The sequence below is a fragment of the Flavobacterium pisciphilum genome (assembly GCF_020905345.1).
Lineage (GTDB): Bacteria > Bacteroidota > Bacteroidia > Flavobacteriales > Flavobacteriaceae > Flavobacterium > Flavobacterium pisciphilum.
Genome location: NZ_JAJJMO010000001.1, coordinates 3,960,610 through 3,980,296 on the forward strand (window position 1 = coordinate 3,960,610; position 19,687 = coordinate 3,980,296).

At 31.4% G+C, this 19,687-nt stretch carries 13 protein-coding genes; 12 read left to right on the plus strand and 1 reads right to left on the minus strand.

Annotation, left to right across the window (positions count from 1 at the left end; translation table 11 throughout):
- Nucleotides 1-250 precede the first annotated feature (250 nt).
- The gene (locus LNQ49_RS16905; protein ID WP_229990196.1) at nt 251-1,438 is read left to right on the plus strand and encodes a TlpA disulfide reductase family protein; all 1,188 of its coding nucleotides are present in this window, start codon (nt 251-253) and stop codon (nt 1,436-1,438) included.
- 487 nt (nt 1,439-1,925) lie between these two features.
- A complete protein-coding gene (locus LNQ49_RS16910; RefSeq protein ID WP_229990197.1) occupies nt 1,926-2,537 on the plus strand; it encodes a hypothetical protein in 612 nt (203 codons plus the stop codon).
- A 667-nt stretch (nt 2,538-3,204) separates the two neighbouring features.
- Here LNQ49_RS16910 and LNQ49_RS16915 read toward each other — a convergent pair.
- Nucleotides 3,205-3,438, minus strand: a complete 234-nt coding sequence (locus LNQ49_RS16915) for a hypothetical protein (protein WP_229990198.1) — start codon at nt 3,436-3,438, stop codon at nt 3,205-3,207.
- Nucleotides 3,439-3,472: 34 nt separating this feature from the next.
- Between LNQ49_RS16915 and LNQ49_RS16920 the strand changes: the two genes are divergently transcribed.
- From LNQ49_RS16920 to LNQ49_RS16965, 10 genes are all read left to right on the plus strand, one after another.
- A complete protein-coding gene (locus LNQ49_RS16920) occupies nt 3,473-4,012 on the plus strand; it encodes a helix-turn-helix domain-containing protein (protein ID WP_229990199.1) in 540 nt (179 codons plus the stop codon).
- Between the two features lie 87 nt (nt 4,013-4,099).
- Nucleotides 4,100-4,828 (plus strand): hypothetical protein, encoded by a 729-nt coding sequence (locus LNQ49_RS16925; RefSeq protein ID WP_229990200.1) that lies wholly within the window; start codon nt 4,100-4,102, stop codon nt 4,826-4,828.
- Nucleotides 4,829-4,830: 2 nt separating this feature from the next.
- Complete coding sequence (locus tag LNQ49_RS16930; protein ID WP_229990201.1) at nt 4,831-5,532, plus strand: M23 family metallopeptidase; 702 nt, start codon at nt 4,831-4,833, stop codon at nt 5,530-5,532.
- Between the two features lie 946 nt (nt 5,533-6,478).
- Entirely contained in the window at nt 6,479-6,928 is a 450-nt protein-coding gene (locus LNQ49_RS16935) for a T9SS type A sorting domain-containing protein (protein ID WP_229990202.1), read from the plus strand.
- 9 nt (nt 6,929-6,937) lie between these two features.
- Nucleotides 6,938-13,873: an RHS repeat-associated core domain-containing protein gene (locus tag LNQ49_RS16940; protein ID WP_229990203.1), complete on the plus strand. Its 6,936-nt coding sequence runs from the start codon at nt 6,938-6,940 to the stop codon at nt 13,871-13,873.
- Nucleotides 13,874-13,937: 64 nt separating this feature from the next.
- Nucleotides 13,938-14,330 (plus strand): hypothetical protein, encoded by a 393-nt coding sequence (locus tag LNQ49_RS16945; RefSeq protein WP_229990204.1) that lies wholly within the window; start codon nt 13,938-13,940, stop codon nt 14,328-14,330.
- A gap of 596 nt (nt 14,331-14,926) precedes the next feature.
- A complete protein-coding gene (locus LNQ49_RS16950; RefSeq protein WP_229990205.1) occupies nt 14,927-15,616 on the plus strand; it encodes a hypothetical protein in 690 nt (229 codons plus the stop codon).
- Nucleotides 15,617-15,758: 142 nt separating this feature from the next.
- Nucleotides 15,759-16,667, plus strand: coding sequence for a hypothetical protein (locus LNQ49_RS16955; RefSeq protein ID WP_229990206.1), 909 nt, complete (start codon nt 15,759-15,761; stop codon nt 16,665-16,667).
- A gap of 211 nt (nt 16,668-16,878) precedes the next feature.
- A complete protein-coding gene (locus LNQ49_RS16960; RefSeq protein ID WP_229990207.1) occupies nt 16,879-17,388 on the plus strand; it encodes a hypothetical protein in 510 nt (169 codons plus the stop codon).
- Nucleotides 17,389-17,577: 189 nt separating this feature from the next.
- Complete coding sequence (locus tag LNQ49_RS16965; RefSeq protein WP_229990208.1) at nt 17,578-19,497, plus strand: hypothetical protein; 1,920 nt, start codon at nt 17,578-17,580, stop codon at nt 19,495-19,497.
- The last annotated feature ends 190 nt before the right edge of the window (nt 19,498-19,687 follow it).

Sequence of the window (19,687 nt, forward strand, 5' to 3'; positions counted from 1 at the left end):
GAAATCTGAAGCTTTTTGTTAGTGGAAAGTATTAAATATCTAACTGGTTTATGAATGGTTTTAATGCAATTTTAGCTGCGTAAATGAAATCTTTATTTTTGGGAATATTTTAGAATTGTATAGAATACTTAACTAATTTTAGCGAATACAATTAGTATATTCGTTTTTAAAGAAAAGTTAAATTACAATACAAAAAGATATTAGATAAAATTCTAGGATAAGCATTAGAGTTTGTAAATTATAAATATACATGAAATTAAAACTTTCAATTTTCTTTTTAGTTCTTCCATTTATAATGGTAGCACAGCACAATTTTGTGTTAAATGGTGTCTGCTCCAAAAACGCTAACAAAAAGAAAATTTATTTGACATATAAGGTCAATGGCAAGAGCATTACCAAATCTTCAGAGATTTATAACAATAAATTTGTATTTAAAGGAGAAATTGATTTCCCTGTTAAAGCAATTATTTGTACTCACCCTAATTTTTATATGACAAAATTAAACTCAATGACATTTTATTTGGAGCCGCGTATAATTAATATTAAGCTCGATTTTGATGATTTGAGTACTATAATTATAAATGATTCTAAAACGAACGGTGAGTTTTATGCATTACAAAATACAACGGAAAAGCAAAAAAATCACAAAAAAATTGATTCTATCAAAGAATTGAGTAAACTTTATTCTATTAAAATGATTGAAACAAGTGATAATTCTTTAAAAAATAAATTTCAAAAGAGTTTAGATTCGCTTGATCAACAGTTGGATAAATTAGTGGATCAAAATAAAACAATAAGCAAGCAATTGGATTTTGAATTTATAAAAAAAAATCCAAATTCATTTTTAGCACCTGACTTATTAGATCGCATATTAGCAGAAGAGGATAATCAAATTCCATATGATACAATTAAAAAATTATACGATAAATTAGGACTAGAAGTAAAAAAATCTTACAGCGGAAAACAATTGGCTGAAAAATTAAATTATTTTAAAAATAGTAGAATTGGAAGTTTAGCCCCTGATTTTAAAGTAAATGATATGAATGCTAACTTGTTGCAACTTAACTCATATAAAAACAACAAATATGTGCTTCTTGATTTTTGGGCAAGTTGGTGTGGCCCTTGCAGAGAAGATTTTCCTTTTCTAAAAGAAATGTACTCTAAATATCAAGACAAAGGCTTTGAAATTATAAGTGTTACAAAGGATGAAAAACTAGATTTGTGGAGAGCTACAATACAAAAAGAAAATGTTGAAAAATGGAAACATTTTTCAATCAAAGAAAATAAAAGTACAATTGAAAATACCTATGCAGTAACAGGAATTCCAGTAAAAATCTTAATCGATAAAGATGGAAATATCATCGGCAGATGGATAGGTAGCAGTGTAGAAATCAAAGCAGAAATCGAAAATATGATTACTGAAATATTTCACAACTAATAGATAATATATACCTGATAATACCTTAAAAATAATAAACAATCATAAGCAAACCTTATTCATTTCTTACACAAGAATTAATTTATTGAGAAATAAAACAATGTTCAGATAATCTTTATCAAACCCGATCGCGCAGATTTGTAATCTGTGTCCACAAAGTGAATCAATTCAAAAGTAAATATAAACCAAAAAAAGCTTCAGATTTCTCTGAAGCTTTTGTCTTAGTAGCGGGAAGCTTTCAAATATCTAATCAGTTTAGTTGAAGATTTGTATGAAATTATTAACCCTAGTTATGCACTTTAAAATAAATGATTTTTGATATTCTTGAAGTCATTATTTGCAGATATAAGACTGATGATCTATAGGTTTTGAAACAAAATTTTTAAAAATAAAAACAACTACGATTTGTCAAAAAAATACTATTTTAGTCAAATAAAGCCATCCAAAATAGGTTAAAAGATTTTTTTAGTAAAAAACATAAAGCAAAATGATAACAAAATTACTTAGGTTAGTATCTAACAAAAAAATTACATCTTATGTAGTTTGTCTTAATATTGAAAGGTATTGTGGGAAAATAAAAGATAATGGTGTGACTTATAAAGTTCCTGTAATTAAATTAGAAATCGATAAAAATGATGAGTTTGTAAATAATTATATCGAACAGAACAATACAAATGTAGGTGTAGTTTTATTAACTGCGTCTAATTTGGTATACTTACCGAAATTAAATACAATTGGTATTGGTCTTTACATTAAAAAGAAAGTACTTTTAAATATTGCATTTGACTTAAATGATGAATTGCATCGCTTCTATCTTGCAGGCTTATTAATTTCGAAATCTTTACTAGTTGTAAGCAATAAAAATTTAGAGTCAATTATGAATATAAATTTTAGTAATGATGGAAGTGAGTTCACAAATAAAGCGAACGAACTATTATTAATTATAACAGAAAAAATTGCAATTAAAAACCTGAAGGGAAATCCAAAATTTAAAGATTTTAATAAAAATCAAATTGCACAGTTTTTAAAAGAACATCCAAATTATTTATCTGAAATTTATGATGAGATAAGAAATACTTGGATATACACAGAAGATTAAATTCTTAAGTATACCCCTGCGCTGGCGCGAGCGTCTCGCTCGTGAACGTATAGTTATCTCAAATAATATAAAAAAAAGCTTCAGATTTTTCTGAAGCTTTTTTAGTAGTGGGAAGTATTAAATATCTAACCAATTTGTTGAAGATTTTTATGCAATTACTGCGTGATAATTTGTAATTCAGATTTTATTATTGTCTTTTTATTTAGTTTTAATTGTAGTTCCTTTAACAGTAAAAAAAAATAATTAAGTATAGTTTCGTCAAATAAAATATAGGTAATAACCTAAAAAAAAACAGAAGCAAGGCGTAAACTAAATAACTACTATATAGATTGATCTTTACAATTTTTTTTAACACCGCAATTTTTCAAGGAATAGTTCTTGGGGCAATTATTTTAAAATCACCACTATTTAAGAGCAATGCAAATAAATATTTAGCTTATGCAATATTTACACTCTCTCTTCTTATTACTAATCTTGTTTTTGAAATAATAGATGTTTACAGCATTGTTCCGTTCTTGCTTTTTCTTGATGATATTGAATGGGCATTTCTCTTTCCTGTTTTAATCTTTATGTTTGTTATACATCAGGTAAATCATCCCATTAGAAATTCGAAAAAAATTAGGTGGTTATTTGTGCCGTTCATTTATTCAGCCTTTGCAAATATTTTTTATGATTGTGATGTTGTAGCGCATATTTTTAAAATCCCAAATGTTCTCAAAACATCTATAGAAACTTTAAAAGACTTTGATTTTTTTATTATTCTGATATTTCTTCCTTTTATGGCTGTATATACTTTGAGGTTTATTAAATTTTCAAAGGATAAGCAAGAAAGGAAATGGATAATTTTTTTATGGTCTTTGGTTTTTACATTATTGCTTTCCTGGCTTATTGCTGTTCTCATAGCACTTTTTTTCGAATATGATCTTTCTTTTTGTATGCGGATTCTCGCCTTATTTGCTACATTTTTAATTCATTGTACAGCTTATTACGGAATTTTTAGATACAGATTGGCTGGTAATAAGGAAGGAATAGAGGGATTATTAAGTAAAAGTGTTTCATTGCTTCCTAACGAATTTCCTAGCGAATTAATTCTTAAAAAAGAAATTGAAACGGCTAATTTAGATTCATTTACAAAAGAAAACGTTTATTTTAAAAAATTGGAAACACTTTGTGAAGTCCATCAGATTTATAGAGATAGTAATTTAAACAGGGAAAAAGTTGCAGAACAATTAGGAATAAGTGCAGGATATGTTTCTCAATTAATTAATGTAATTACAGAAGATAACTTTGCCAATTTTATAAATAATTACCGTGTAGAAGCCGTTAAGAAAATGATTCTTGATTCCGACTTTGAAAATTACAGTCTTTTGGCAATGGCCATGGAATCAGGTTTTACTTCAAAAACAACATTTTATGACGCCTTTAAAAAAGCAACTGGAATGACTCCAAACAGCTTTCGTAAAACAAATAAATAGGTTCGGATTTCTTCAGTCTTAAGGTATTCGGACTTTGCCATTTTTTATTTCATTTAGGTTTGCCGAAGATAATCAACTTAAATTTATATGAAATTAAATCGGCTCCTGTTTACTACTGCGATTTTGTCTGCGGTATCAGTTCAATCACAAACCATTCAAAAAAAGAACCAGCTGGAATTTTCAGTAGGAAATAATTTTGGTTTTTTAAAAAATCTCGAATTTGCTCCAGTAGTGATGTATGAGTATGAAGGACCGGTGTATAAATTAAATTATACTCGAACCAGTAAAAGAGAGAATCTTTTTGAAGTAAAACTCGACTACCTTACTGCTGGACTGAAAACCGATAAGCTTTCCAATCTTAATACAGATTTTGCGAAAGTCGGATTAGGTTTTTCGTATCTAAAAAAGATTTATAAAAAAGATAAATTTACTGTATATGCGGGACTTCACTCGCAGACAAATACTTCTATTTACAGTAATCCGAATACTTCGCCTTTTAATAATGGGGATTATTATACTTTACATCAGGAATTTGGAGTCGCAGGCAGATTCGGCTATCAGTTAAACGATAAACAATACCTATCATCAAAACTAACCATTCCTGTGCTGCTACTTAGGGTTACAAACGCTGAGAGTAAGTTTTATGCATTAGACAACTATCAAAGTGTTTTATGGAATCTAGAGTATGGTTATAGGCTTTCTAATCATTCTGATGTCAAAGCAGTGTATAATTTTAATTATGCAAGACTTCAGGTACCAAGTGCTTATAGAGAACTACAGCATCAGCTTAATCTAGGTATTAACTATAAATTTTAATCATGAAATTAATTAAATCTTTAAGTTGCTTTTTTGCAATCATCATTATTCTTTTATTCACTTCATGTGCGGACATTCTTATGGGGGATGAAGGAAAATACGATGAAGACATCTATTTAAATTATAAGACAAAAACAGTATTAGAGCTCCCTTTTGAAGGTGATTGGTATATAGTTGCGGGAGGAAAATCTCTGGAGTTAAATCATCATTTTACTCCTAACCGCCACCAGAGATATGCTCTGGACATTGTTAATGTAATAAATCGAAGAGTAAATATGGGAGATGGAACCAAAAATGAAGATTATTATTGTTTTGGGAAACGTTTAAATGCTCCTGGAGACGGAAAAATAATAGCTGTAGAGAACGAAATTGATGATAATATTCCGGGAATTAAAAATAGTAAGCAATCCTTAGGGAATTATATTATTATTAATCATTTAAATGGAGAGTTTTCCTTTATGCTTCATTTAAAAAAGAATTCTATTATAGTAGCTGTAGGAGATACTGTAGAGAGAGGCCAGCAGGTTGGCCTGGCTGGAAACAGCGGTTATTCTACTGGTCCACATCTGCATTATCATCTGCAGACAACTTCATCTCTTGTAACGGGTGTTGGTCTTCCAATGCAGTTTTTAAATTATTATGCCGACGACGTTTTTACGGAAAGAGGAGAACCAATTACTTCTCAAATAGTCAGGAAAAAGTAAAAATTTAAAAAAGCCAAGAAATATACATTTCTCGGCTTTTACTAAAAGTTGTAACCAACCAAAAAAGGCACTTGAAATGAGTACTAAATTATAAAACCGTACTACAGTTTTATAATTTAAGCCTTATAAATCAGGAAGATCCCGCACATTTGCATTCATTATTAATAACCAAAGAAAATTAAAAATGAAAAACGTGTTTTTGTTTATCGGATTAAGTTTGTTCTTTTTTAAATCAAATGCCTAGAGCCAGAATGCTGGTGATGATTGGGGTTTGATTCATAAAACGCTGGATCTCTACATTGATGGTCAGTCCATCGACAATTCTGTTAAGATAGACCTGATATTCTACAGTTCATGGCAGCTGAAAGGGTTCGGATATAAAGAATTTGTAATAGTGCCCAGATCAAAGTATATAGTTGGGTGTAAAAAACATAATGTTAAACCGGATAACTGGCTGGATCATAGCTTTTATTGATTTTACAAATAACGTAGTCAGTGCGAAAGTAGAAATCAGTACTGAAAAACTATTATTTGTAGATTATTTCAATCTTTTGAAAACAGATAAGTACTGATTTATTGTAGACAAAATCTTAACACGAACGCCTCAAAAAATGGCTGATGGAGAAACCAAACCAAAAGAAAAGTCATAATTTGAAGGCAACTCTAATTAATTTTTAAAATTCAATTAATAGACTATGTTTTTGATTACAAGTCTTATATATACACTCTAATTCTTTGTGACAGAAAAAGATATCGTTTCTACTTCTTTTTTAATTTAAAAGATGCTTCAGGACGAAAAGGCAGTAAAGCGAATATTTAATATGTTAAAATTTTGGAGAATATGGGTCAGGTAAGAATATACAAGGATAAAAATAATATTTGCACGAATATTCGTATCAATAAATAATTGCTTTTCTATAAAAATTAAAACTACCAAAAATATACTATGAAGAAAATTTTTACATTTATTTTGTTTGCGATTTTTAGTTTATCTCATGCGCAGCAGAAAATCACATTCGAATATGATGCCGCCGGAAATCAAATCAGTAGGACATTATGTTTAAGCGGCTGTACAGCCAAACCAGCTCATCAACCTAAAGAAATAGAAGCTGTCGTCGATGAAGATTTAGAGAAGTTCTTTCCTGAAGATGTGATTTCATATTATCCAAATCCTGTCAAAGAAGAGCTTTATTTGAAATGGGAATTGACAGAAGGTAATAAAGTTGCTTCAGTAATAATCTACGGCATAAACGGTCAGATCTTAAAAAAACTATCTAAAATAGAGACGTTGAACAGCCTGAATGTTTCTTTTCAGGAGTATCCTACAGGTATTTATCTGGTAGAACTCAATTATCTCAATGGCGACCCAAAAACAATCAAAATTATTAAACAATAAGGTTTTAGTATGAAAAAAATTTACTCATTTCTTTTTCTTTTATATACTTCTTTTGTCTTTTCGCAAAATTTTGCCGACACAAAAGGAGAATTACAAATTTCGGCTTCGGGTACTGCAACATATACTTTACCCATCGCAACTCCCCCCAGTATAAAAGGGGTGGCGCCAGTGATAAATCTTAATTACAGCAGCGGTATGCGTGGCGGTATAGCAGGCCAGGGCTGGAGTATAAATAGCATTTCGACTATTAGTCGTATAGCAACCCGCCGTGATATTGATGGTTTTATAGATGGTGTCGATTTTGATGCCGATGATAAATTGGCTTTAGATGGGCAACGATTGCTGATTAAAACAGGAACCTATTGGGCAGCCGGATCTACCTATGAAACAGAATACAAGAGCAATACAAAAATTGAGTTGAAAGTAGAGGGGACTACTACCTATTTTATCGTAACTACTCCCGATGGATCCAAAAGCTGGTATGGTTCTAAAGGATTAGGGAATTTGCAGCATTCAGTTTCTGTAAATTCATGGTATATAGTGAGGTATGAAGATGTCAATGGTAATTTTATCGATTATAATTATAGCAATGTGGCCTATAACAGTACAAATCAATTGTATATTGATAATATCGTTTTTAGTGGAAATACAAAAGCAGGAATAGGTACCCAGAATAAAATTAGTTTTTTTTACAAAGCAGCAGCACGTATTGAAAGAGATTATTTGAAAGGGCAAGCAGTTTATGCTACTCAATTACTTAATAATATAAAAGTTTATACTAACAATGCAGTTTTCAGGACTTATAAATTGACGCATGAAGATGATGCAGGATTAGGGTATCAGAGAGTGAAGGAAATACAGGAAATTAATGCGCAAAATGAGCCTTCAAGCCCTGTCGTTTTCGAATATAATAAGACGGAAACAACTACAACAAGAAAGGTAAACCATTATGCTAATACATTAGAATTTGAAAAAATTGATGCTGCGGGGGATTTTGATGGTGACGGCAGATTAGATTTTGCGGTTGATAATAAACTTTTTACCAAGTTGTTTGATGATAGTGGGGAAAAAACTCCCATTACGATGCCTTTCCGGGCTTTTCACGGAAATACATTAGTGGCTACAACTTTAACCAATAACAAGGTAAATCAGGCAAGTACGATGGTAAATGCATGGGCGGAGCTTAATTCGGTTAATTTTGATTATTATAAACTTGAGGGTAATACAGTTAGTTTGGCCTATACTAAATCAGTTCCTATCGTAAATGATGGAGTCTATAATTCAAAGTTCTGCGCTACAGGTAATGGAGATGAAATAGGAAGTACTTGGGAGAAAACGGGAGAGGTTAATCATTATAACGAGTATATTGAAGGAGATTTTAATGGTGATGGTATTTCTGATGTCATAATATCAAAATTTCAGCAAGTGAATCATTACTCAATGGATGGACCCTGTTTTAACTCCAAAGGTGAGGCATTAGACTGCAATTGCGTTAATGACCGAATGACTGTAGATAGTTTTTCAATGGGTTCTTATTTTCTAAGTCTTGATGCTAATGGTTCAACGGTATTGAATACTAAAGATTTTGTTTTTTTTGATGAAAATGAATTTCGATATTTTAAAGATCACGAGACCAGATTTGTGGGCGATTTTAACGGAGACGGAAAAACAGATATTTTATTTTTTGACAATCATCGCAAAGATTATCATATTGTGAGTTTTCGCCAGCTAACTACAGCTCCCTGGATGAAAGTCGAAATTATTGGCAGCGGAACTATAGCTTCATTCTCCACCACAAAACAAATTTTGTTGGGGGATTATAATGGAGATGGAAAAATAGACCTTATGATGCCTACCAGTGAAGGCGGGCGGGACGAAAGAGAATGGAATATTTTTTATAGCAATCCAAATCCTGCCGGAGGAGAGTTTTTTACAAAAGAAATATTAAATTTTGAGGAGTATTGGCCTAATACAGGAGATGCTTATAAAACACAAACTCATTACAGTAATTTTTATACGGCAGACATTAATGGTGACGGAAAATCTGATGTAGTGCGCGTTTGGAGAGAACATTTTAAAGTTAACGGAAAATTAAATAATCATGATTCGCGATGGGCAGTTCACGGCTATACAAACAATATAGGGAAAGTAGGAGCATCTGGTTTTGTACAGACCTATGATTCCAGTACTTTTAGGACGGGATCACCGGTGCTGGCAATTCCAATAGTTTCCAATTACAAGTATGCCGGAGCCAATACGGAGGTAATATTAGTGAGAGCGCATAATAGTCAAATTGAGTATTATCAGTTTAACAAAAATGTGGATGACGAAAATCGATTGAAGTCGGTAACAGAATCCAATGGTAATATCAAGCAGACTATTGATTATCTACCTATGGAGGCAGCTAATGGAGGTTTAGGTAGCGCTGCGACTGATTTTTATTCTTCAGCTAATGGTGTTACTTATCCTAATATAGAAATTATCAGGAATACTGAGAGTTATCTTGTATCTAAATTAACAGCTACTATAAACGGAGTGTCTAAGTATCAGGATTTCAGGTACAGGGGGTATGTATCCAATCTCAATTACGGAACGGTTGGCTTTACCAGAACCACAAGAAGCAGCTGGTATTTAACGCCATCTGATACCAAAATTTGGACTACTGCGCATAATGACACAGCTTTTAGAGGTGCTAATACAATAAGCTGGACAAGCACTAATGCGTCAACCGTTTTTGATACAACTCCGACGGGTCTGTTAAGTACCAAAACCAATGTGTTTTCGACCTACACTAATCCAACGTCTAAACAGTATAATGTATTGCTGAATACACAAACCACTCTTGATGCCTTATCTGGAGTGAAATCTGAAAAGACCTATACCTATGATGGTGTTGTAAGTTCTACAGATTATTATGGTTTGCAAACAAAAAGTGTAAGTAAACAGTATAGTGGAACTACACTTCAGGGTTCCGTGATCATAGACAACGAGTATAATAGCAACCCGACAGGTACAGGAAGTGCTTATTATATTGGAAGACCAAAAAAAGTAAATACATCCGCTAACAATATTGCTTCAGGAGATATTCGCACCTCTGAAGAAAACTATACTTATAGCGGATCTAATCTGACCAAAACTGAAAAAAAAGGACATAATACCTTTGCCATCGTTGAGGATATGACATACGATGCAGTGGGTAATTTATTAACCAAAACTGTCTCTGCTCCCGCAGCAGTACCGGTACCTGCTGCCAGAATGATTCAGGACGATTATGACGCTACCAAACGATTTGTAGTTAAAAAAACAGATCACCAGAAATTTGTAACCAATTTTGCTTATAATACTTTGGGGCAGGTGATCAAGTCTACGGACCATATGGGAGTCGTTAGTGATTTTATCTATGATAATTGGGGTAAATTAACCAATTCAACTGTCACAGGTTCATCAGCAGTACCAATTACCACGGCAATTGTGTACGAAAAATTTTCGAATGGCGGATATAGCACTATCACAACTAATAATCTGGAGGCCAAAACAGTTCGGCAGTATGATGTTTTAGGTAGAGAAGTATTAAGTTCTACAAAAGGATTTGCGATGAATACCATGGTGTCCAAAAGGATCATTTATGACGGATTAGGGCGTAAACAAAGAGAAAGTGAACCGTATTTTTCAACGCCCAATCTTTGGACAAATTATGAATACGATTATCTGTTGAGGCCAACCAAGGTAACATTGCCTACGGGAAAAATACAAACTCTTTCGTATTCCGTTTTAACTACTACAAGCAATGATGACGGTAAGATTACCACTGCCACGATTGATGCTTTGGGAAATAAGGTACAAAGTACAGATCCGGGAGGAACAATAAATTTTGCCTATTTTGCTAATGGACAGTTAAAAGAGTCTGATTATCAAGGGAACAAAGTGAAAATAAATATAGACGGCTGGGGGAACAAGGTGAGAATGGAAGACCCTAGTGCTGGAATTTATACCTATAGTTATGATGCTTTTGGTCAGTTAAAAACAGAGAGTACGCCTAATGGAACAACTTCCTTAGTGTATGATGCTGCTGGTAAACCAACTGAAAAAACAATTGTGGGAACCAAAACCAATAGTAAAACAACTTATGCGTATAATGCTTTAAATCAAATTACCAGTAGTACCTATCTAGACAATACAGAAGCTAAAACGACAACAAGTACATATGAATACGATGCTCTAAAAAGACTTTTTAAAACTACAGAAACAACACCTTATGCTATTTTTGTAAAACAATTGTCCTTTGATGCTCTTGGCAGAGTTGATAAAGAAACTTCAGAAGCAACGGCAGCTGGAAAAACCAGTGTTAAAACAATAAAAAATACGTATCAAAACGGATTTCCGTGGCAAATTGTCGATGATAACACACAACAAGTATTGTGGCAGTCGAATACATTGAATGAGAGAGGACAGCTTTTGACGGCTGCTTTAGGAAACGGAATAGCCATAACAAATACTTATGATCAATATGGTTATGCCACGCAAATTAGGCATGACAAGACAAGTCCGACCGTTCAGAACATTTTGACACTCAATACTGCTTTTGAAATTAAAAGAGGAAATTTAAACAGTCGTAACAGTAACTTGTTTAGCAGAAATGAAATTTTTAAGTACGATACCTTAGACCGTCTGACGGAATATACTAATGCGTTAGGTATTCAGGAGACACAGGTTTACGATGACAAAGGAAGAATCACGCAAAATGCGGTAGGTACATACGGGTATGATACTGCTAAAACGTATCAAAATAAAACCATAACACCAACCCCGGAAGCAACAGGCTATTATGCCGGAAGAGAAGGAATTTTTAATGACAGTTTCGAAGACAGGACTGGATGGGGTGTAGAGAGATATCCTATCACAGGATTTTACAGCTATGACAATACAACTACCCGTACAGGGAAGAACTCTGTAAAATTGGTGAATGCAGCTGCAGCAAAACAATTTTTATTTTTGGATAAATGGGTTGATATTGATAACGCAGTTCCTACTCAATATACTTATTCGGCTTGGGTTTATAGTGACAATCCACAGTCAGAGATATTCTTGTATATGAAAGACGGAACCAATGCAGTTACACAAGTTAGTACCGTAAACAATATAAAAGGAGCATGGACCCAAATTGTAGGTACATTTTTAGTTCCTGCAAACGTAAAGAAGTTACGTCTTCGTTTAGACAATAACGGAATAGGGAATGTTTGGTATGATGATGTTCAGATTCGTAAAACAAGCGATGCAGCGACTGCAGCCAGAGCTTTAAACGTTACCTACAATACTTTTAAAAGTCCTGTAGAAATTGAGGAAACAGGAGTAGATAAAATAAGTTTTACCTATAATGATGGTAACGACCGCAGCAGTATGTTTTATTGGGGGCTGCAAACGGATAAACTGTTGAGAACCTACCGAAAACATTACTCGGCAGACGGTACTATGGAAGTAAAGCAAAATATGGCCACCGGAGCCATTGAGTTTGTCACTTATATTGGAGGAGATGGATATACAGCACCGATAGTTTTAAAAAGTGATGGCACAACACAAAATTATCTATATTTACACAGAGATTATCAGGGAACAATTGTAGCGGTAACCAATCAGACAGGAGCGTTAGTTGAAAAAAGATTGTTTGATGCCTGGGGTAATATCGTAAAAGTACAGGATGGCGCTGGCAATATTCTGGCAGGTTTGACCGTTTTGGACCGTGGGTATACCGGACACGAACATTTGCAAAGTGTTGGAATTATACATATGAACGGACGTTTGTACGACCCGAAATTACACCGTTTCCTACAGCCAGATAATTACATACAAGAACCTGATAATACACAGAATTACAATAAGTACGGGTATGTATTAAATAACCCACTTAAATATACAGACCCAAGTGGTGAGGAAGCAGTTAGCGCAGCTGCATTTGGAATAGCCGTCGGTATTGGGGCACTTGTTGCAGGGTTAACTTATACGTTGACAGCGTTATGGTCAGATGTTCCTTTTAATATTGGAGGATTGGCAAAGGCTACCTTTATTGGAGCAGCAAGTGCTGCAGTAACTTTTGGTATTGGTGCCGGAACATCAACAATTACCAGTTTTTATAGCAAAGTTGCTGTAGGCGCGTTAATGCATGGTTCTTTTCAGGGATTTATAGCAGGTGTACAAGGAGGGAATTTTGTGAGCGCTTTTACTCAGGCAGCTGCAGCTAGTATTGCAGCTAGTTTGTGGACGGGCGGGTTAGATTTAGATGCGAAGGGTAACCCTTTAAAAGATACCGGAATGAAAGGAATAGGAGGGAAATTTGCAAATTCAGGAGCAGGTACAATTGCTTTTGGTACCGTTGCAGGAGGTGCTACAGCAGCAATTACTAAAGATAATATATGGCAAGGAGCAATTAGAGGCATGATAGTTAGTGGACTCAATCACGCGATGCACGGGGGCTTTGATAAAAAGTATAAATTCAATGTCATGTTAGACGAAGATGGTGCAAGAGGGGCTGGACATCATGCTATTTCTGGAGAATTAGACAACGGAAAATACAGATTTATTTCTTTAAATGGGACTCTAGATCCAAATGATGCTAATTATAGTGGTGAAAGTCATTATACGAATGAAGTATTTGATAGTATGAATGATATTCAAGAATATTATGGAACTAAAATTACGCCTGGTCATTCCTTTAATAAAATAGATACATATTTGATGACCAGAAGTCAAATGAATAGAGCATTTGCAACTGGAAGAAGTGTGGCTAAACAAAGTTATCATTTATTAACTAATAGTTGCACGAATGTGGTAACACAATCATTGGCAGCTGCGTTTGGTTGGTCTTTTCTTAGTGGTACTACTCCATTAGTAAATCATGTAAACCAAAGATTAAACCATTACGAACATTATTTTTATTCTACTTCTAAATAAATTCAGAAACAATTTAATGAGAAAATTAGCTGTCATTATCACCCTTTTTTTTAATTTTTCATGTATGAAAGATACTTTTATTCAATCTCCTAACAGTGTAAAAGAATCAAAAGAAAGAAACGCATTTATTAAAGAGTTTGTATGGGATAATTCAGTTATTTCAATAGACAATAATAAATATTTATTAAAAGAAGTTTATTTGACTTACTCAATAGATAGCAAGAAAGTTTATAAACAGGTATCTTCCTTAATTTTTAAAACAATAGATCTCAAAACTAAAGAATTTGATTGCCCTGAAGACTACACCAAGTTTAAAATAGTTATTGATGAAATACAATATGACTTGGGAGATGTTTCAAGAAATTTAGCCTGTGAAATTCCGGTTTGTACTAATTATTTTAAATTAATATATTATGATAATGGAGTTAAGAGGAGTATAAATTTTAAAGAGAACTAAAGTTTAAAAAAAGCAATCCCGATCATGTAGATATTTAGGTAATGATAGGGTGGATGTGCAAACAAAAAGTAGAGACAAAGTTAAGGGGGCAATTTGCACCCTTAACTTATTTTAAATCCCCTTATAAGATCTCTTTTTTTTGCTTAAATTGTTTAGAAACATAATCATTTATCTTTTCTCCACGAAGCAGAATATCTGCCAAATTTTCTCCTCCACTGGCGCGAGCGTCTCGCTCGTGAACGCATAGTTGTCTCAAAATAACCTAAAAACAAAAAAGCTCCAGATTTCTCTGAAGCTTTTGTCTTAGTAGCGGGAAGCATTCAATTATCTAACCAGATTTTCGTGGATTATTATAATATTTTAAAATGCGCATCTTGATTTTTCTCATGATGTTGTTTGCATAGCCACTCATATAAATGCCAAAAATCATCAATCAAATTAAAGGTCTTTTGATAATTCATAGTGAAAAAATATATATATATTTGAAAGTAAATAATATGTGAAATTTAATACACATATCTGCCCCAAATTGTATCGCTTTGTGTGATTTTGTCACACAAGTTATAAGCCATTTCAAGAACGATTAAAAGACATTTATGGTAAGAAAAAATGATTTAATAATAAAATTCATTTCGGAAAATGAAACCAACGAGCTACTTCCTGCTTATTTTGATAAATGTTATGAAAATTTAAAAGACTTAAACAAAAGCGAGGAAAAATTTACTATTGGTTTGGTGCTATTAATTTTTCTGCATATTATTTTTAGTAAAGACAGTATAGAATCTTTCACTATTGGCCCAATAAGTATAAAAGATATTTCTATTATACCGAAGCTTCTTCCAATTTTAACTACTTATGTTTTGTTTAATATGTATGCTATTGAGAAACATAAAGCTAATGTAATCAATGCAATAAAGATCTATTCATACACATTTTATAAACAAGATTATTCATCCGAACATTTAAAAAAAATAAGAACTACATTTATAACCAGACTGTACCTCCCATTTTCATTTTCAGTTGTAATTAGCTCATTACTTGATGAAAAACCAAGTTTAATAAAATCAATAATGGGCTTCATAATTTTATTACCAACAATAATTCTTGGATTATTACCTTTTTATTTCTTTTACCAAATGTTGAAAACTATATTCTATCAATATTACGATGATTCATTAGGTTTTTATTCTTTTTGGATTAGTCTTTGGGTTTTTATCTTGATAATCTTCTATATTATTTCTGAAACTATATCTGAAAACAAAGCTGATAAAAAAAATTTATTCTAAAAATTAAAGATAAGATGATAGATAATGGAAATATAGTTTTGTATTTGGGAAGATACGACAACACATATAATTGGCTTAATTTAGTCCTAAACCGCTGTAGTACCAAAACATTAGTAGTTATTTAATAAAGTATAGAGCTAAAATGAAACTTGAAGAAGCAAATATCGACATTGATTGTGTAAAAGAAATAGGAGAGCAATTAAATTCAGACTATCTAAAAATTATACATACTAAATATTGCGCTTCTGTGGAGCAAATCTTAACGATGATTTCAAGTCCGTTAATTTTAATGACATTTGCTATGGCTAAAGTCAAAGAAGACCACTTATCCATTCAAAGCGCGGTAAAACTTGGTTTTTTAGTTAACAATCCACCAAAAGACCCTAAAGAAACAGCAAAAAAATTAGTCGATTTTTTTGAAGAAGAATTAAAAAAAGAAAATGAGAATAATGTTGAGGATGCTCAAAAGGAATCCAATAAACTTTACGAAAAAAGTGAAGAGATTAGAAATTGCTTTAATAATATTGGCTTAAATGCTGTCGTAAATTCTTGGACATTGTTTGAAGCATATATGAAAGATATTTGGATAAAAACCTTAAACAACAAACCAGACTTACTAAATAACAAAATTATTAATGCAAAAAGTAATAGTGAAAACGGAGCAAGTAGTAAAACGATTCCTCTAAACTTATTATCAAAATATAATTATAATGTTTCAAATCATTTAGGAGAAATCTTATCTAACAAATATGATTTCACAGGAGTTGAAGGAATAAAAAAAGCCTATAAAGATTTATTTGACCTTAATGATTCTGAAATATTATTTCTTGAAAAAGTAAAATTAATACAACTCGAAATATGTCGACATATTATTGTACATAATGCCGGAATTATAGATAGTAGATATTTAGCAAGAAGTAAAAGAGCTAATGAAACTATTAATGAAAATTTAAAATTAGACATAATTGAAATAAGTGAAATGATAAATTATTCAATAGAATCTGTTAAGTCGATTTTAATATTAGTTGATGACAAAATAGACAATCGCTAAAAGCATCTAACAACCGTTACAAGTAATTTTGCGCATTAGGGTTAATTTGAAGCTGGTTTTGTATTTGGATGATTTGGTAAATCCCAAGAACGAGCTTAATTTAGTCCGAAACCCGCTGTAGCCCCCAAAACGTTATGCTATGTTACAATAGAATAATAAACATTATACAATCTAAGTTAACAACGAAAAATTGAATCTCAAAAAAAATGATATGACAAATTGGCTAGAAATGGATTATAGAGTTGAAAGTTTGACTTTAATAATAAATGGACTTGAAAATTCAATTCAAACAATAGTTAATAAAAATAAAGAATTTGATTGGTATGATGGAATTTGGATGAGAGAAGAAAGCGAACCAATTTATGGACTCGCTTTTATTGCTTTTCAAAATTATATAAATGGCAGTATAAATGATTTATTTGACAAGCCTGAAAATAAAGTGCAATATTATAAAAGAGACAATAAGCATAAAGATTTTGAAAGAACTCGTATTGAATTAATAATTGGACTTGCTAATTACTACAAGCATAAAGATGCAAAATTTCATAATGGAACAGCTGAAATATTAAAATCATTTAATTTAGATATTAATAGTGAGAACGTCATAGATGATTCTCCAATTTTTGAAGGTTTAGAAATTCTTAATTATGAATGGAACCTATTTGAAATCAAAAAAATAGTTACAGATTATAGAAAAAAACTTTTAGAGATCGCAACATAAAACCCAGCATACAACAGCTCCTAAAATAGATTGCGCAATAGGCTTAATGGAAAGCTGGTTTTGTATTTGGAGATTTGGCAAATCCCAAAAAAAAGGGCTTGATTTAGTTTCAAACCAGCTGTGCCAGCACGTTACCAACAATCACCAAAAGCCGAAATATAACACAAATTATAATTTAAACAGTAGAAAATGTCAGATGATATAAGAAGGGTTGTTTATTATTCAAATAATGATTTAGGCAGTAGAAGAAATTTAGAGAATGCAGAAAAAATTATTCAATTATTCGATAAGAATAACTCCTTTACCATAAATGATTTACTAGAATTATATAACATTCAATTATACTTTAAAAACAATCTGCGTTTACCTACTTGGTCTGATGAACAATATCAAAAATATAAAACTATAACAAGCAATTTTTGGGAGTTAATAAAAAGCTTTTTTTTATCAATTGATAACTCAAATTTCACTCAAATTTTCACAGAAATAAATTTCCAGTATACTCATAATTTTTTAGAATTATTCAACAAATTAAATGTATTTAAAAAAGTTGATTCTAGTTTAATTTCAGCTTTATTGGTTTCTAAAAAGTATATATTCCAAGAACTTTTATATAATCAAGAATTAGTAAATTACTATTCAAAGGAAATTGTGGAGCATTTCGAAAAAAATCCCGAAACTGCTGAAATAATTTTATCTCACTTTGAGGAAATTTCCTTTAGTGAGAAGAAAAAAATTTACATACCTAAAATCTTTTCTTTTGATAAAATTGAAACATTGATCAACCGATACATTTCACTTCCGGAACCAAATTTAAATTACATTAATCTTATTGTAAATTCTCAAAATTTAAAACTTGATTATAAGACAAAATTTAGAGCTTCTAAAAAAGAACGTGAAATTACAAAATCATTTTTCAAGGAGAATAATGGAATATCATATGGTGTTGAAATTGGAATTTCAGGAGAACAATCAGAGCCTAAAACATTAAAACACGATGAAGTAAACAATAGATTAATTTATACCTATAGCAGAAATTATCTTGATAATGCAAGAGATTTTTTTTCGATATTCAAAAACTTCACTTTCTTATTTGAATATGCAAACTTTCAAGGTTGTATGAATTTAGTGCAACGAAATTGTGAGATGGGCACTATGGATAAGATTTTTATGCGTTCAAAAGGAGAATTTTTAAAATATATAAAATTTAATCAAAAAGAACTTCTCTCTAATGGACAATTTGCTATATATAAGCATTACTTAAGAAATAACAATGTTGACATTGAAGATGTTATTTCTTTTGTCGTTGTGGAAACACTACAAAAAGTCTATGGAATTGAAAAACTAAAAATTTCACTACCCTCAAAAGAAACTGAATTTTTTGAAAAGGTACGTATTCTAGCACCAGAATTAGAATTTCTATTAAAACAATATAATGCATTTATTGAAGACGGAAAGATAGATTTTGAATTATTACGATTTAACTCATCTCCTATCTATTTCAGCAAACTAAAAAGCAAAGTAGAGATTAAATATGTATATCCAAAAGGCGAAAATATTTATCGCATAAAAAATGGTTTGTTTTCCACACAATCATCTTTAACCTATATTGATCCCTTTAAGAATAAATATAGCCATCTGTATGAACTCCTTTTAAAAGAAAATATCACTTATGATTTATTTGAAGGTTTTCAACAACGTGAAATTGATTATTTATTAGAGAAAAAAATCATCTTTTTTGATATCAATAACTTTATTAGAGTTGATCAAATTATGTCTCTTATATTTAGTTTATTTCATTATCAAGAGGTTATAAGTTTTTGGCATTTTCCTTTAGAAATGCGAAATATTTTAATTGAGTTTGAAAAGCAGAATGAAGTAATATTTGAAAATTGTTTGTTTACTCGAGAAGAAATACGCTATTTAAACTATAATTTGAACAAAAAAGAATTTTCCAACGGTTTAGATTTACGAAATAAATATATTCACGGTTCAAACTCTGAATCAAAAGATGTTCAAGAAAATGATTATAATGTACTTTTGAAAATTTTGATATTAATTCTTATAAAAATTCAAGACGATATATTAATTAGTAAAGTAGAAAACTGAAAATAATAACTGCTAGTAGCAGTTATTATAACGGATTTGGGCAATTTGCTTAATAGAAAGTTTGTTTTGTATTTGAATGATTTGGTAAATCCGAAGAATGGGCTTAATTTAGTCCCAAACCCGTTGTAGTAGTTGAACGTTACCATCAAGCATAAAAATAAACGGAGAATTAAAAATTTATATCTGTAAA

Bases quoted from the DNA above. Each gene is read 5' to 3' on its own strand.
- LNQ49_RS16905 (WP_229990196.1), top strand. From the start codon at position 251: ATGAAATTAAAACTTTCAATTTTCTTTTTAGTTCTTCCATTTATAATG.
- LNQ49_RS16910 (WP_229990197.1), top strand. From the start codon at position 1,926: ATGATAACAAAATTACTTAGGTTAGTATCTAACAAAAAAATTACATCT.
- LNQ49_RS16915 (WP_229990198.1), bottom strand. From the start codon at position 3,438: ATGAGAACAGCAATAAGCCAGGAAAGCAATAATGTAAAAACCAAAGAC.
- LNQ49_RS16920 (WP_229990199.1), top strand. From the start codon at position 3,473: ATGCGGATTCTCGCCTTATTTGCTACATTTTTAATTCATTGTACAGCT.
- LNQ49_RS16925 (WP_229990200.1), top strand. From the start codon at position 4,100: ATGAAATTAAATCGGCTCCTGTTTACTACTGCGATTTTGTCTGCGGTA.
- LNQ49_RS16930 (WP_229990201.1), top strand. From the start codon at position 4,831: ATGAAATTAATTAAATCTTTAAGTTGCTTTTTTGCAATCATCATTATT.
- LNQ49_RS16935 (WP_229990202.1), top strand. From the start codon at position 6,479: ATGAAGAAAATTTTTACATTTATTTTGTTTGCGATTTTTAGTTTATCT.
- LNQ49_RS16940 (WP_229990203.1), top strand. From the start codon at position 6,938: ATGAAAAAAATTTACTCATTTCTTTTTCTTTTATATACTTCTTTTGTC.
- LNQ49_RS16945 (WP_229990204.1), top strand. From the start codon at position 13,938: ATGAAAGATACTTTTATTCAATCTCCTAACAGTGTAAAAGAATCAAAA.
- LNQ49_RS16950 (WP_229990205.1), top strand. From the start codon at position 14,927: ATGGTAAGAAAAAATGATTTAATAATAAAATTCATTTCGGAAAATGAA.
- LNQ49_RS16955 (WP_229990206.1), top strand. From the start codon at position 15,759: ATGAAACTTGAAGAAGCAAATATCGACATTGATTGTGTAAAAGAAATA.
- LNQ49_RS16960 (WP_229990207.1), top strand. From the start codon at position 16,879: ATGACAAATTGGCTAGAAATGGATTATAGAGTTGAAAGTTTGACTTTA.
- LNQ49_RS16965 (WP_229990208.1), top strand. From the start codon at position 17,578: ATGTCAGATGATATAAGAAGGGTTGTTTATTATTCAAATAATGATTTA.